Source organism: Pseudomonas sp. TH32 (assembly GCF_016650855.1).
Classification (GTDB): Bacteria; Pseudomonadota; Gammaproteobacteria; order Pseudomonadales; family Pseudomonadaceae; genus Aquipseudomonas.
Window position 1 is genome coordinate 6,273,658 of record NZ_JAEKFA010000002.1, and the last position, 14,154, is coordinate 6,287,811.

Genomic DNA, 14,154 nt, shown 5'->3' on the forward strand with positions numbered 1-14,154 from the left:
GTTTGGTTAGAACCCTTCAAGCACGATTTTGCCCTTGGCCTTGCCGCTTTCCAGCAGTTCGTGGGCGCGGCGCAGGTTGGCCGCGTTGATCACGCCAAAGTGCTCGCCCACCGTGGTTTTCAGGGTACCGGCGTCGATCAGTTCGGCCACGCGGTTGAGCAGGTTGTGTTGCTCGATCATGTCGGCGGTCTCGAACATCGAGCGGGTGTACATGAACTCCCAATGCAGCGACAGGCTCTTGCGCTTGAGTTTGCTCACGTCCAGCGCCTTGGGGTCATCAATCAGCGCCAGTTTGCCCTGGGGAATCAGCGCTTCCACCAGTTGGTCCAGGTGCTGGTCGGTCTGGGTCAGGCTGGCGACGTAGTTCACCTGCGGATGGCCGGCGTTTTTCAGCTCTTCGCTCAAGGGTTTGCTGTGGTCGATCACCAGGTCGGCGCCCAGGTCCTTGGCCCACGCTTGGGTTTCCGGGCGGGAGGCGGTGCCGATAACTTTCAGGCCAGTAAGTTGTTTCGCCAGTTGAGTCAGGATCGATCCCACACCACCGGACGCACCGACGATCAGCAGGCTCTGGCCTTCATCGGCCTTGCCTTCGCGCACTTGCAGGCGCTCGAAGAGTAATTCCCAGGCAGTGATGGCGGTCAGCGGCAGGGCTGCAGCATCGGCGAAACCCAGGGTTTTTGGCATATGGCCGACAATGCGCTCGTCTACGGTGTGCAGTTCGCTGTTGCCGCCGGGGCGCACCAGAGAGCCGGCGTAGAACACCTTGTCACCGACCTTGAACAGGCTCACTTCGCTGCCCACGGCCTTGACCACACCGGCCACGTCCCAGCCCAGGACTTTGGCGGCGCCATTTTCCGGGGCGACGTTCTGGCGCACCTTGGTGTCCACCGGGTTGACCGAGATGGCTTTGACTTCCACCAGCAGGTCACGCGGGCCGGCGACCGGTTCTGGCAGTTCGATGTCTTGCAGGGATTTTGGATCGTTGATGGGCAGTGCGGCGTAGTAGGCGATGGCTTTCATGAGGGTTTCCAAAAAAGGGGTCGGTTGATCAGGCAAGAAACTTCAGGCGCTTGAGTTCGAAATGCTCGAGTACGTCGGCGGCCTTGGCGCGGAAATTCTGGATATGGGCGCTCTGGTCGTGGTCGGCCAGCGCGGCGTCGTCGCTCCAGCGTTCGAGCATGTAGAAGGTCTCGGGGTGTTGCAGATCCTGGTGCAGGTCGTACTGCTGGCAGCCGGCTTCGACGCGCGTCGGTTCCAGCAGCTCGCGCAGCAGGGTTTCCAGGGTGGCCTGTTGGCCGGGTTTGGCGATCAGCGTGGCGATGACGTTAAAGGCAGCGGACATATTCGACTCCTGACACGTGATGAACGGGATGGACAGATGATTGGCTATTTCTCTCGAAGATAAAACCCGCTAAAAGAGCAGTCTCTTTCAATGTTTTTTTGATAATGGGGCCGGGATGCTGCGTTTCGACGATTTGCAGTTGTTTGTGCGCGCCGCAGACCTGGGCAGCCTCTCGGCTGCAGCGCGGGTCATGGACATGTCGGCGGCGGTGGCCAGCGCGGCGTTGAAGCGCATCGAGCAGCAACTGGGCGCGCGGTTGCTGGCGCGCTCTACCCGCAGCCTGCGCCTGACGGCTGAGGGCGAGGGCTTTCTGGAGTACGCCCGGGCGGCCTTGAGCAGCCTGGATGAAGGCCGGCGTTTATTGGCCAGCGGCCAGGACCAGGTCAGCGGGGTGCTGCAACTGTCGGCGCCGTCGGACTTCGGGCGTAACCAGCTGCTGCCCTGGCTGGATGAGTTTCAGCGCGAGTACCCCGAGCTGAGCGTGCGCCTGCTGTTGGGCGACCGGATTGCCGACCTGTTCCGTCAGCCGGTGGATATCGCCCTGCGCTATGGCGAGCCGGAAGACTCCAGCCTGATCGCGCTGCCCATCGCCCCGGACAACTACCGCGTGCTCTGCGCCGCGCCCAGCTACCTGGCGCGACACGGAGAGCCTCGGCATCTGGAGCAACTGACACAGCACAATTGCCTGCTGTATATGCTCGGCAGCCGGGTGCACGACCATTGGGGTTTCAACGATGGCAAACGCGACGTCAGCCTGACCGTAACCGGCGACCGCTTCAGTGATGACGCCGATGTGGTGCGGCGCTGGGCGGTGGCCGGGGTCGGTATTGCTTATAAGTCCTGGCTGGATGTGAGCAGCGATGTGCTGGCCGGGCGCCTGCGCCTGATCCTGCCGGAGCTGCGGGGCGAGCGTACGCCCCTCAACCTGTTGTGCGCCCATCGCGCGCAACTGAGCAAGCCGATCAATCTTCTGCGGGAAATGCTCGTTGCCCGTTGTGCGACATTGACTGCGCAGTTGCCGGAGCGGTCGGCTTCTACACCATAAACCCGGGAATATCGGGAAGTTTCCTTCAGCCTCTGTCGTTGGTTGTGCTGTAAGACGGCACGGAACCCGGCGTTTTCACGCTTATACTTTTGCGCGAACCGCAGCAGACGAATGCTTTAACAGGGAGTGAATGAGCACATGGAACGGGCACCTTGCATCAGTCAGATCGCAACATTATTGGCCGACCCCAAACGTACCGCGATGGTGTGGGCGTTGATGGACGGCTCGGCCAAACCCTCCGATGAATTGGCTCTACTTGCGGGGCTGTCCCCGGCATCAGCCAATGCCCATTTGACGCGATTGACGGCCGGCGGCCTGTTGCGCGTCGAAGCCCGGAGCGGCAAACGCTTCTTTCGTGTGGCAGCAGCCGATGTGGGGGCCGCCGTGGATGCACTGGCCTGTACCACCATGGCCAGCGTCGCCCGCAATACGCCGACTCATACCCGGTCACTGATCGCGCCTGCTGCGTTACGGCGGGCCAGGCTTTGCCAAGGCCATTTAGGTGGCGAACTGGCAGCGGGTGTGTATCAACGGATGATGGCGGCCGGCTGGATCGAGCGTGCTGAGCAGCGCACGGACGTAACGCCCTTGGGGGCGCGCAAACTGGCAGGGCTGGGGATTTTCACCCAGGCGCTGGTGCAGCCGATCGTGTGTGAGTGTTTTGATTGGAGCGAACGGCAGCCGCACCTGGGCGGTGCGTTGGGGGCCGCGCTGTTGCAACTGTGCATGCAGTCGAGCTGGGTCAGTGTGATCAATGAGTCCCAGGCGTTGCAGGTCAGTGAAGCCGGGCAACTGGAAATTGCCCGGCTTGCCGCATCGGTCGGTCGTTAAGGCTTGACCAACCGCGCATCCAGGCTGTTTTGCGCCAGGCGTTTGGCCTGGTCCTGGGTCATGCCCAGGGAGGTGTACAACGCATGGAAATTCTCGGTGACATAACCGCCGAAGTACGCCGGGTCATCCGAGTTCACCGTGACCTTCACCCCACGCTCAAGCATGTCGAGAATGTTGTGTTGGGACATGTCGTCGAACACGCACAGCTTGGTGTTGGACAGCGGGCACACCGTCAGCGGGATCTGCTCATCGATGATCCGCTGCATCAGGCGCTCGTCTTCAATGGCGCGTACGCCATGGTCGATACGCTGGATCTTCAGCAGGTCGATGGCTTCCCAGATGTATTCCGGCGGCCCTTCTTCACCGGCGTGGGCGACGGTCAGGAAACCTTCGTGACGGGCACGGTCGAACACACGCTGGAACTTGCTCGGAGGGTGACCCATTTCCGAACTGTCCAGGCCCACGGCCACGAACGCGTCACGGAATGGCAGCGCCTGGTCGAGGGTTTTCTCGGCCTCCTCTTCGCTCAAGTGGCGCAGGAAGCTGAGGATCAAACCGCTGGTGATGCCCAGTTGCTGCTCGCCGTCTTTCAATGCGGCGGCGATGCCATTGAGCACTACTTCGAAGGGCACGCCACGGTCGGTGTGGGTCTGCGGGTCGAAGAACGGTTCGGTGTGGATCACGTTCTGGGCCTTGCAGCGCAGCAGGTAGGCCCAGGTCAGGTCGTAGAAGTCCTGGGAGGTGCGCAGTACATCGGCGCCCTTGTAATAGAGGTCGAGAAACTCTTGCAGGTTGTTGAAGGCGTAGGCCTTGCGCAGGGTTTCGACGTCGTCCCACGGCAGCGCGATCTTGTTGCGTTCGGCCAGGGCGAACAGCAGCTCAGGCTCCAGCGAGCCTTCCAGGTGCAGGTGCAATTCAGCCTTGGGCAGGGCGTTGAGCCAATCGTACATTTATAAATTCTCATCAGGTGCAATGGCGGCATTCTACAGGCGCACGCCGAAATAATCGGTAAAACCTGACCAAGCGGTGAGCATCCGCGGGCGTCGTGCAAGCGGTGCGTGAACTAAGGTGTAACGAAACGTTAGCGGCGCGGTGCAGTCTGTACCCCATCAATGACGGATTCGCCGCGTATAAAAGGCCTGTAATGCTCACATCAATCAAGCAAGAAAAATTCATGTTGCTGGCGCTGATTGCCGCCATCGCCGCCTACCCGCTGGAGCACTGGATGCTGCACAGCGGGCAGATGGTGGCGCTGCTGGGCGGCGTGGCGCTGATCGGCTTTATCGTCGTGGCCTCGATGCGCGTGGCTCACCACGCCGAGCAACTGGCGGAAAAGGTCGGCGATCCCTACGGCACCATGATCCTGACCCTCGCCGCCGTGCTGGTGGAGGTGGTGATTCTGGCGATCATGATGAGCAACGAGCCGTCTCCGACCCTGGTGCGCGACACCATCTATTCGGCGGTGATGCTCGACATCAATGGCATCCTTGGCCTGGCGGCGCTGATGGGTGGGATCAAGCATGGCGAACAGTCCTACAACGACGATTCGGCTCGGACCTACAGCGTGATGATCCTTACCGCCATGGGCGTGTCGATGGTGGTGCCGGAGTTTATCCCCGAGGCCGACTGGAAAATTTACTCGGCCTTCACCATCGGCGCGATGGTGGTGCTCTACACCCTGTTCCTGCGGATGCAGGTGGGGCCCCACAGTTATTTCTTCAGCTACAGCTACCCGGAAAAACGCCGCAAGAAACAGCCGGAAGACGAGTCGCCGCCGATCAACCTGGCGTTCTCCATCGGGACCCTGGTGTTTGGCGTGATTGTGATTGGCGCGTTGGCCGAGGTGATGTCCAAGACCCTCGACCTGGGCCTGGAGGGCACGGGCGCTCCACCGGTGATTACGGCGATCATCGTGGCCGCGATTTCCGCCGCCCCGGAGATTTTGACCGCATTGCGCGCAGCGTTGGCCAACCGCATGCAGTCGGTGGTGAACATCGCGCTGGGGGCGTCGCTGTCGACGGTGATTTTGACGGTGCCGGTGATGGAAGCCATGGCCTTGTACACCGGCCAGCCGTTTCAAATGGCGATGACGCCGGTGCAGACCGTGATGGTGTTTATCACGCTGATCGTCAGCGCGATCAACCTCAACGATGGCGAAACCAACGCCATCGAAGGGATGACCCACTTTGTGTTGTTTGCGACGTTTATCATGTTGTCGCTACTGGGGTTGTAACCTTTCCTGAGTACACCGCTGATCAAATGTGGGAGCTGGCTTGCCTGCGATAGCATCACCTCGGTGCAACTGAAAGACCGAGGTGCCTGCATCGCGGGCAAGCCCGGCTCCCACATTTGATCTGTGCCTGGCTTAGATCCCGCTGATCAGCGCCCGCGCCGCCTGGCTGTGATCGGCAATCAAGCCCTTCAGATCCAGGCCCTCGACCTGTCCGTCGATCACCCGCCATTTGCCGCCGACCATCACCCGGTCCGCCCGGTCGGCGCCGCACAGCAGCAGCGCCGAGATCGGGTCGTGGCTGCCGGAGAAGCGCAGCTCATCGAGTTTGAACAGCGCCAGGTCGGCTTGTTTGCCGACGGCCAGTTCGCCGATGTCGCTGCGGCCGAGTAACTGAGCCGAGCCTTTGGTGGCCCAGCCCAGCACCAGTTCCGGGGTGATCTTCTCGGCCCCGTAACGCAGGCGCTGGATGTACAGGGCCTGGCGCGTTTCCAGGATCATGTTCGACGCATCGTTGGACGCCGAACCGTCCACGCCCAGGCCAATCGGTGCGCCGGCGGCGAGCAGGTCGAGGGTCGGGCATATGCCGGAAGCCAGGCGCATGTTGGAGCTCGGGCAATGGCATATCCCGGTTCCGGCGGCACCAAGGCGTGCGATTTCTTCGGGGTTGAAGTGAATGCCATGGGCCAGCCACGTGCGTGGGCCGAGCCAGCCGACGCTGTCGAGGTAATCCACGGTGCGCAGGCCGAAACGCTGCAGGCAGAAGTCTTCTTCGTCGAGGGTTTCCGCCAGGTGCGTGTGCAGGCGCACGTCGAGGTTATTCGCCAGTTCGGCGCTGGCTTCCATGATTTCCGGGGTGACGGAAAACGGGGAGCAGGGCGCCAGGGCAATCTGGATTTGCGCGCCATCGCCGCGCTCGTGGTACTGGCGGATCAGGCGGCGGCTGTCTTCCAGAATCACTTCGCCCTGTTGCACCGTTTGCTGCGGTGGCAGCCCGCCATCGGCTTCGCCGAGGCTCATGGAGCCGCGGGTGAGCATGGCGCGCATGCCCAGTTCCCGCACGCTGTCGACTTGCACGTCGATCGCCTGTTCAAGGCCGTCAGGGAACAGGTAGTGGTGGTCTGCCGCGGTGGTGCAGCCCGAGAGCAGCAATTCAGCGAGGGCGACTTTGGAGGCGAGCGCGAGTTTTTCCGGGGTGAGGCGGGCCCACACCGGGTACAGGGTTTTCAACCAGGGAAACAGCGGCTGGTTGACCACCGGCGCCCAGGCGCGGGTCAGGGTTTGGTAGAAGTGATGGTGGGTGTTGATCAGCCCCGGAAGCACCACATGCTCACGGGCATCGAACACTTGCCCACAGGGCACGGCGGGTTCTCGGCCCCAGCCCAGCACTTCGGTGATCACACCGTCTTGCAGCACCAGGCCGCCACGGGCATCGAGGCCATTGGCAGTGAAAATCGCGAGGGGGTTTTTTAACCAGATACGGGTCGCAGGCATTGGCCGGCTCCTCTGAATGATGGGTTCAGGTTTGCCAGCTCAGTGTTGCCCTGTCTGCTGATCCAGGGTCGCCGGGGAGGGCGAGGTGCGCAGTTTACGTGTGGATCGTTATCGACGGCAATCCGCCGATAACGATCCTGGTGTTTTTACCAGGCGATGGTGTCGCCCTTGTAGTCCACAAAGTGATGGCCGCCCTTGCCGGTGTAGGCATTCACCTGGTCGACCAGGCCGCGGACGCTGGTAGGTACGTCGATGTGCGCGTTTTCGCCGCCCATGTCGGTTTTCACCCAGCCCGGGTGCAACGACAGCACGGTCAGTTTCTGGTCGCCCAACTGGGTGACAAAACTGTTGGTCATGGAGTTGAGGGCGGCCTTGCTGGCTTTGTACAGGGCCAGGTCCGAGCCGTCGGGGATGGTGACGCTGCCCAGAATCGAACTCATGAAGGCCAGCACGCCGGTGTCCGGGCGGATCTGCCCGACAAAACGCTGGGCCAGGTTGATCGGCGCCACGGCGTTGGTGAAAAACAGTTGGCCGACTTCAGCCAGTGTGGCGTGGCCCGGCTCCTGATTGGCGGGACCTTTGACCCCGGCGTTGACGAACAATAGGTCGAAGGTTTTCTCCTTGAGACGCTGGCTCAGGGCGATCACGGCCTGTTGATCATCCATGTCGAGCTTTTCGATCTGCACCGGGCCCAGGGCCTTCAACGCATCGGCCTTTTGCGGGTCGCGTACGGTAGCGGTCACCTCCCAGCCGTCCGCCAGCAGTTGCTTGACCAGGCCAAGGCCGAGGCCCCGGGAGGCGCCGATAATCAGTGCGGTTTTTGACGTAGACATGAATGGCTTCCTTTGACGGTGGAGGTTCACGGGTTCAGTGGGCAACGTTGCCCGAGTCGTTGTTGCAACTCCTGGCGCAGTTGTTCGAGTTCAGTAATGCGGGTTTCGATCAGGTTGAGCTTGTCTTGCAGCAGTTGGGTGACGGCGCTGTCGGGGTCTGGAGCTTGCCACAATGCGCCGACACTGTTGCCAATTTCACTGAGGCTGAAGCCCAGGCGCTGGGCGGTCTTGATGTACAGCACCAACTGCACCATGTCGGCGGGGTAGTCGCGGTAACCGTTGGCGCTGCGTTGCGCGGCAATCAACCCGCGCTGCTCGTAGAAGCGCAGGGTGTCGCGGCTGACCTGGCTGGCCTGGGCTAATTCGCCGATACGCATGTAGAGAGCTCTGGTGGGCTTGACCCTTGAGCATACTCCAGGCTTTAGCCTGCTGGCTTCTTGAATTGAAGGAGCTTGCTGCTATGTGGACTGCACACCAATACCGTCGACTGGTCCGGGCCAGCGGCTGGTATGACTTGATCGTCACCGCCGCGCTGGTCACACCCTGGACGTTTGACCTGCTGCATAACGCCCTGGTGGCGCTGAACCTGCCCGGCGAGCTGCCGCCGTTCGCGCCTGTGCATAGGTTGATGGCCAACCTGATGGGCTCGATTGTCTGCGTGTGGTCGGTGCTGCGAATCCGCGATCCCCAGGCGATTTTTGGTCGCTATGACGCAGCTGGCCGCGTGCTGTTTGCTACCTGGCAGATTTACGCGCTCGCCCACGGTGCCAGTACGGTGTTGGTGATCGTCGTGGTGTTTGAAGTGCTGTGGGCGATAGCGCAATTAATGCCGGTGCGTAGGGCAGCGAGTTGATTAAAAAATGATCAGTTGTGCCGGGGCGTTGCGGGCTCTGCCGCCGGGTCACTCTTGCACGGGTTATCCACAGGTTGCTCCACAGGAATTGTGCGCAAGCGTGATCGGTGGATATAAGCGCTGCGGCCCTTTGTTCTAAAGGACATAACCCGGCTAACTGACTGTTTTTGAGCCGGATTAATACTTTAGTGTGGCCGGCTGAGCAAAAACTGAACAACCGCCTGAAACCCTTGTGACAGAAGGGTTACAGGCGGGTGTGCTCAGGTTATCCACAGGCAGGTGCACAGTAGATGTGGGCAGTTTCAGCGCTGCAGCAGAATGCGTCCGCGGCTCAGGTCGGCGAGTTGGGTTTGCAGCGTGTCGATGTGTGCTTCGCCGAGAGCCAATTGCAGGTCGACGCCATTGGCGGTGAAGATTTCTTCTGTCACCAGCCCGCCCAACTCGGCCACCCGTAACTTCACCAAGGGCAGTTCGGCAAAACCACAGGAACAACTCAGCGGCACGCGTTTGATCAGTTCGACGCGCTCGGCTGCCTGCAGGCATTTGTTGGCGCCGCCGCCATAGGCGCGGGCCAGGCCGCCGGTACCCAGTTGAATGCCACCGTACCAGCGGATCACCAACACCACGACCTGGTCGCAATCCTGCGCTTCGATCGCGGCCAGGATCGGTCGCCCGGCCGTGCCGCCGGGTTCGCCATCATCGTTGCTGCGGTATTGATCGCCGAGTTTCCAGGCCCAGCAGTTGTGCGTGGCGTTCAGGTCGCTGTGCTGGTCGATGAAGGCCTGGGCGTCCTGTGGGCTGGCGATGGGGGCGGCGAGGGTAATGAAGCGGCTTTTGCGAATTTCTTCGCGAAATTCGCAAAAGCCGGTAAGCGTGAAAGGCATGGGTAACTTCGTTTAGAGGGCGGGCTTGATGCCACAGCCTTTGAGAATGATGTGGATAAGGTTGGTGCCGGCCTCTTCCATGTCTTGCTTGGTCAGCTTGGTGCGCCCGGTCACGCGGCAGATTTGCGTGGCAAAGTCGGCGTAATGCTGGGTGCTGCCCCACAGCAGGAAGATCAGGTGTACCGGGTCGACGGGGTCCATCTTGCCGGCGTCGATCCAGGCCTGGAACACCGCCGCACGGCCGCTGAACCAGGCGCGGTAGTCCTGGCTGAAATATTCGGTCAGGCATTCACCGCCGCTGATGATCTCCATCGCGAAGATGCGCGAGGCCTGTGGCTGGCGCCGCGAGAATTCCATCTTGGTGCGGATGTAGCGGGTCAGGGCGGCGGCCGGGTCATCCTCGGCGGTCAGCGTGTTGAACGTGCTGTCCCACAATTCGAGGATGTTGCTGAGCACGGCAATGTACAGCCCCAGCTTGTTGGTGAAGTAGTAGTGCAAGTTGGCTTTCGGCAACCCGGCACTCGCCGCGATGGTGTTCATGCTGGTGCCTTTGTAGCCATGACGGGCGAACTCGTCTTCGGCGGCCTGCAAAATCGCTTGTTCGTTCTTTTGGCGAATGCGGCTTGCAGGTTTTCCGGCGTGGTTGCTGTGGGCAGGAACTTCGAGGCTCATGGAGGTTTCCGTGCAGATCGATGAAGACGACGTGTGCACAGATAACCCACCCTCAAGCCCCAGACAAGTCCCGATACGATAAAACCGTCAAAGCGGTTCCAGAGTGTCGCTTTCCAATGCCCGGTTTGCGGCATCCGCGGTGGCCTTGGGTTCAGGCAGCAACAGGCACAACACAATGGCGGTCAGGCCGCCGCTGGTGATGGCCGAGTCGAACAGGTTCTGCACCAGGGTGGGCATCAGGTGCAGCAGGTTTGGCTGGGCGGCGATCCCCAGGCCCACGCCGAACGAAGTGGCGATGATCAGCATGCTGCGTCGATCCAGCGGTGCCTGCGCGAGGATGCGCACGCCGGCGGCGGCCACGCTGCCGAACATCACCAGGGTCGCGCCGCCCAGCACCGGCTTGGGAATTTGTTGCAGCACCGCGCCAATCAACGGAAACATTCCGAGACAAAACAGCACCACGCCGATGTACAGGCCGACGTAACGGCTGGCGACCCCGGTCAGTTGGATCACACCGTTGTTCTGGGCGAACGTCGTATTGGGAAAGGCACTGAAGGTGGCGGCGATCATGCAACTGATGCCATCCCCCAGCACGCCACCCTTGAGCCGGCTTATATAGGAAGGGCCGCTGATGGGCTGGCGGGCGATCATGCAGTTGGCGGTGAGGTCGCCGACGGTTTCGATGGTGCTGATCAGATAAATCAGCGCCACCGGCAGGAAAGCGCTCCAGTCGAAGTTGAAACCAAAGTGGAACGGTGTAGGCAGGCTGATCAATGGCAAGTCAGGCAGGGCTTGTGGGACGAGTTTGCCGCTGAGCCATGCGGCGAGGCTGCCTAACGCCAGGCCGATGATGATCGCGCTGAGGCGAACCCACGGCGTGTTCGAGCGGTTGAGCAGGATGATCGTCAATACCACGAACAGGCCGAGCGCCAGGTTGGTCGGGGCACCGAAGTCCGGCGCGTTGAAGCCGCCGCCCAAGTCAGTGATGCCGACCTTGATCAGGCTGATACCAATCAGGGTGATGACGATGCCGGTGACCAGTGGCGTGATCACTCTTCTCAGTTGGCCGATAAAGCGGCTCAACACCACCTGCACCGCTGCGCCGAAGAAGCAAATGCCGAAAATCATCGCCAGGATGTCTTCCGGGCTGCCGCCCCGTTGCTTGACCAGAAACCCCGCCGACAACACCGCGCCGAGAAACGCGAAGCTGGTGCCTTGCAGGCAGATCATCCCGGCGCCAATCCCGAACGGCCTACGTGCCTGGATGAAGGTGCCTACACCGGAAACCATCAATGCCATGCTGATCAGGTAGGGTAGGTGGGCGGTCAGGCCCAGGGTGGAGCCGATGATCAGCGGCGGGGTGATGATGCCGACAAAGGCAGCCAACACATGCTGCAATGCAGCAAGCAAGGCGGGCAGTGGTTTGGGGCGGTCGTTGAGGCCGTAGATCAGGTCGCTGGGGCTGGAGGATTCTGGCGGCATGGCGTGGTAACTCATGGCTGACGGTTCTAGGTCACCATGCCTTGCAAAAAGCTGTCCAGTTGCTCAGGTTTTTATGTGAGGCCCGTGCTAGCGCGTCGCGGCCAAACTTTCGAGGAAGCTTTCCAGCACCAAATGAGGGCGACGGCCCTTGCGCGTGACCGAAGCGAGGCTCAAATCGTAAAAACGCGTGGCCGGTTTCAGCGCGCGCAGTCGGCCTTGTTGTACCCAAAGGCTGGCGTAGTGATCGGGCAGGTAGCCGATGTAGCGGCCGGTCAGGATCAGGAAGGCCATGCCTTCGCGGTCCGAGGCGCTGGCGGTGCAATTGAGTGCCTGGTAGTGAGCCTGGATATCGGCCGGCAAGCGGAAGGTCGGGGCGATGGCGTCCTGGCTGTTGATGCGCTCGTCTTCCAGTTGCTTGTCGTCGGCATAAAACAGCGGGTGGCCGACCGCGCAGTAAAGTAGCGAGCGTTCGCTGTACAGCGGCTGGTATTCGAGGCCCGACAAGGCGCTTGCCTGGGGGACTACGCCGACATGCAGGCGGCCGTCGAGCACACCTTGTTCCACTTCATTGGGGGCGATCATGCGGATCTGGATTTGCACGTCCGGCCCCCGCTCCTTCAACTGCGCCAGGGCGTGGGTAATGCGCATGTGGGGCAGGGTGACCAGGTTGTCGGTCAGGCCGATGATCAGTTCGCCGCGCAAATGCTGGTGCAATCCGTTGACCTCGGTGCGGAAACTTTCCAGTGCGCTGAGTAACTGAAGCGCTGACTGATACACCTCGCGTCCTTCCTCGGTCAGGGAAAAACCCGCACGCCCACGCTGGCACAGGCGTAGGCCAAGGCGCTGCTCCAAGTCACTCATCTGCTGGCTGATGGCCGAGCGTCCAATCCCCAGTACGGTTTCCGCCGCCGAGAAGCCACCGCACTCCACCACGCTGCGAAAGATGCGCAACAAGCGGATATCGAAGTCGCTGACTTGGGCCAGTGGGTCGGGTCGACGGCTGCTCATAGTTTAGTGAAGGCCTGACTGAAGGTTAGAAGAGTTGAATTTCACCGACTTTATCCCCGTGGCAATTTAGCTGCAACAACGCTTTTCAAATCCCTACGCTGCCTTTTGCCTTGCGAGGTTTTGCTCATGAACATGCCCGAAAACGCTCCGTCCACCCTGGCCAGCCAATTGAAGCTGGACGCCCACTGGATGCCGTACACCGCCAACCGTAACTTCCATCGTGACCCGCGCCTGATCGTGGCGGCCGAAGGCAGCTGGTTGACCGATGACAAGGGGCGCAAGGTGTATGACTCGCTGTCGGGTCTGTGGACCTGCGGCGCCGGGCACACCCGCAAGGAAATCCAGGAAGCGGTGGCCAAGCAACTGGGCACATTGGACTACTCGCCGGGCTTCCAATACGGTCATCCTTTGTCGTTCCAGCTGGCAGAAAAGATTACCGACCTGACCCCGGGCAACCTGAACCATGTGTTCTTCACTGACTCCGGCTCCGAGTGCGCCGACACTGCGGTGAAGATGGTGCGTGCCTATTGGCGCCTGAAGGGCCAGGCGACCAAGACCAAGATGATTGGCCGTGCCCGTGGTTATCACGGTGTGAACATCGCCGGTACCAGTCTGGGCGGCGTTAACGGCAACCGTAAGATTTTTGGCCAGGGCCTGATGGATGTTGACCATCTGCCTCACACCCTGTTGGCGAGCAATGCCTTCTCCCGTGGCATGCCGGAGCTGGGCGGTATTGCCCTGGCGGATGAGTTGCTCAAGCTGATCGAGTTGCACGATGCGTCGAACATCGCTGCGGTGTTTGTTGAGCCGATGGCGGGTTCCGCTGGCGTGTTGGTGCCGCCGCAGGGTTACCTGAAGCGTCTGCGTGAGATCTGCGATCAACACAACATCCTGTTGGTGTTCGACGAAGTGATCACCGGCTTCGGTCGTACCGGTTCGATGTTTGGCGCCGACAGCTTTGGCGTGACTCCGGACCTGATGTGCATCGCCAAGCAAGTCACCAACGGCGCGATCCCGATGGGCGCGGTGATTGCCAGCACCGAGATTTATCAGACATTCATGAACCAGGCGACGCCAGAGTACGCGGTGGAATTCCCACACGGTTACACCTACTCGGCTCACCCGGTGGCCTGCGCGGCTGGCCTGGCGGCACTCGACCTGCTGCAGAAGGAAAACCTCGTGCAGAGCGTGGCCGAAGTCGCACCGCATTTCGAGAATGCGTTGCACGGGCTGAAGGGCAGCAAGAACGTGATCGATATTCGTAACTATGGCCTGGCCGGTGCGATCCAGATTGCGCCGCGTGATGGTGATGCGATCGTGCGTCCATTCGAGGCCGGCATGGCCTTGTGGAAAGCCGGCTTCTACGTGCGCTTTGGTGGCGACACCCTGCAATTCGGGCCAACCTTCAACAGCAAGCCGCAGGACCTGGATCGCTTGTTCGATGCGGTCGGCGAAGTGCTGAACAAGATCGACTGATTTC

15 protein-coding genes are annotated in these 14,154 nt (G+C 61.1%); 5 read left to right on the forward strand and 10 right to left on the reverse strand.

Annotated features, from left to right (window positions below):
* Nucleotides 1–6: 6 nt before the first annotated feature.
* Nucleotides 7–1,020, reverse strand: coding sequence for a zinc-binding alcohol dehydrogenase family protein (locus JFV30_RS32345; RefSeq protein ID WP_169386446.1), 1,014 nt, complete (start codon nt 1,018–1,020; stop codon nt 7–9).
* 28 nt (nt 1,021–1,048) lie between these two features.
* Nucleotides 1,049–1,342, reverse strand: a complete 294-nt coding sequence (locus JFV30_RS32350; RefSeq protein WP_010174107.1) for a putative quinol monooxygenase — start codon at nt 1,340–1,342, stop codon at nt 1,049–1,051.
* A gap of 115 nt (nt 1,343–1,457) precedes the next feature.
* On the opposite strand from JFV30_RS32350, the gene JFV30_RS32355 reads away from it, so the two are divergent.
* The gene (locus JFV30_RS32355) at nt 1,458–2,387 is read left to right on the forward strand and encodes a LysR family transcriptional regulator (RefSeq protein ID WP_010174108.1); all 930 of its coding nucleotides are present in this window, start codon (nt 1,458–1,460) and stop codon (nt 2,385–2,387) included.
* 138 nt (nt 2,388–2,525) lie between these two features.
* Entirely contained in the window at nt 2,526–3,218 is a 693-nt protein-coding gene (locus JFV30_RS32360) for an ArsR/SmtB family transcription factor (protein ID WP_201126077.1), read from the forward strand.
* Here the strand turns inward: JFV30_RS32360 and JFV30_RS32365 are convergent.
* Nucleotides 3,215–4,168 carry an adenosine deaminase gene (locus JFV30_RS32365; RefSeq protein ID WP_201126078.1) on the reverse strand — a complete coding sequence of 318 codons (954 nt, stop codon included), beginning with the start codon at nt 4,166–4,168 and terminating at the stop codon, nt 3,215–3,217. The genes JFV30_RS32360 and JFV30_RS32365 overlap by 4 nt on opposite strands.
* A 194-nt stretch (nt 4,169–4,362) precedes the next feature.
* On the opposite strand from JFV30_RS32365, the gene JFV30_RS32370 reads away from it, so the two are divergent.
* Nucleotides 4,363–5,451, forward strand: coding sequence for a calcium:proton antiporter (locus JFV30_RS32370; RefSeq protein WP_010174114.1), 1,089 nt, complete (start codon nt 4,363–4,365; stop codon nt 5,449–5,451).
* A gap of 132 nt (nt 5,452–5,583) precedes the next feature.
* On the opposite strand, the gene JFV30_RS32375 is transcribed toward JFV30_RS32370, so the two are convergent.
* The 3 genes from JFV30_RS32375 to JFV30_RS32385 form a co-directional block, all read right to left on the reverse strand.
* Nucleotides 5,584–6,942 carry an 8-oxoguanine deaminase gene (locus JFV30_RS32375; RefSeq protein ID WP_201126079.1) on the reverse strand — a complete coding sequence of 453 codons (1,359 nt, stop codon included), beginning with the start codon at nt 6,940–6,942 and terminating at the stop codon, nt 5,584–5,586.
* Nucleotides 6,943–7,088: 146 nt separating this feature from the next.
* Nucleotides 7,089–7,775 carry an SDR family oxidoreductase gene (locus tag JFV30_RS32380; RefSeq protein ID WP_201126080.1) on the reverse strand — a complete coding sequence of 229 codons (687 nt, stop codon included), beginning with the start codon at nt 7,773–7,775 and terminating at the stop codon, nt 7,089–7,091.
* 26 nt (nt 7,776–7,801) lie between these two features.
* Nucleotides 7,802–8,152 (reverse strand): MerR family transcriptional regulator, encoded by a 351-nt coding sequence (locus tag JFV30_RS32385; RefSeq protein WP_201126081.1) that lies wholly within the window; start codon nt 8,150–8,152, stop codon nt 7,802–7,804.
* Between the two features lie 83 nt (nt 8,153–8,235).
* On the opposite strand from JFV30_RS32385, the gene JFV30_RS32390 reads away from it, so the two are divergent.
* On the forward strand, nt 8,236–8,628 hold the full coding sequence (locus tag JFV30_RS32390) for a hypothetical protein (protein ID WP_201126082.1): 393 nt from the start codon (nt 8,236–8,238) through the stop codon (nt 8,626–8,628).
* 302 nt (nt 8,629–8,930) lie between these two features.
* On the opposite strand, the gene JFV30_RS32395 is transcribed toward JFV30_RS32390, so the two are convergent.
* The 4 genes from JFV30_RS32395 to JFV30_RS32410 all read right to left on the reverse strand — a co-directional run bounded on the left by JFV30_RS32395 (nt 8,931) and on the right by JFV30_RS32410 (nt 12,674).
* On the reverse strand, nt 8,931–9,512 hold the full coding sequence (locus JFV30_RS32395; RefSeq protein ID WP_010174125.1) for an IMPACT family protein: 582 nt from the start codon (nt 9,510–9,512) through the stop codon (nt 8,931–8,933).
* A 12-nt stretch (nt 9,513–9,524) separates the two neighbouring features.
* The gene (locus JFV30_RS32400; protein WP_201126083.1) at nt 9,525–10,184 is read right to left on the reverse strand and encodes a TetR/AcrR family transcriptional regulator; all 660 of its coding nucleotides are present in this window, start codon (nt 10,182–10,184) and stop codon (nt 9,525–9,527) included.
* Between the two features lie 87 nt (nt 10,185–10,271).
* A complete protein-coding gene (locus tag JFV30_RS32405; RefSeq protein ID WP_201126269.1) occupies nt 10,272–11,666 on the reverse strand; it encodes a uracil-xanthine permease family protein in 1,395 nt (464 codons plus the stop codon).
* 87 nt (nt 11,667–11,753) lie between these two features.
* Entirely contained in the window at nt 11,754–12,674 is a 921-nt protein-coding gene (locus tag JFV30_RS32410) for a LysR family transcriptional regulator (protein ID WP_201126084.1), read from the reverse strand.
* A 126-nt stretch (nt 12,675–12,800) separates the two neighbouring features.
* On the opposite strand from JFV30_RS32410, the gene JFV30_RS32415 reads away from it, so the two are divergent.
* Complete coding sequence (locus JFV30_RS32415) at nt 12,801–14,150, forward strand: aspartate aminotransferase family protein (RefSeq protein ID WP_010174133.1); 1,350 nt, start codon at nt 12,801–12,803, stop codon at nt 14,148–14,150.
* Nucleotides 14,151–14,154: the final 4 nt, after the last annotated feature.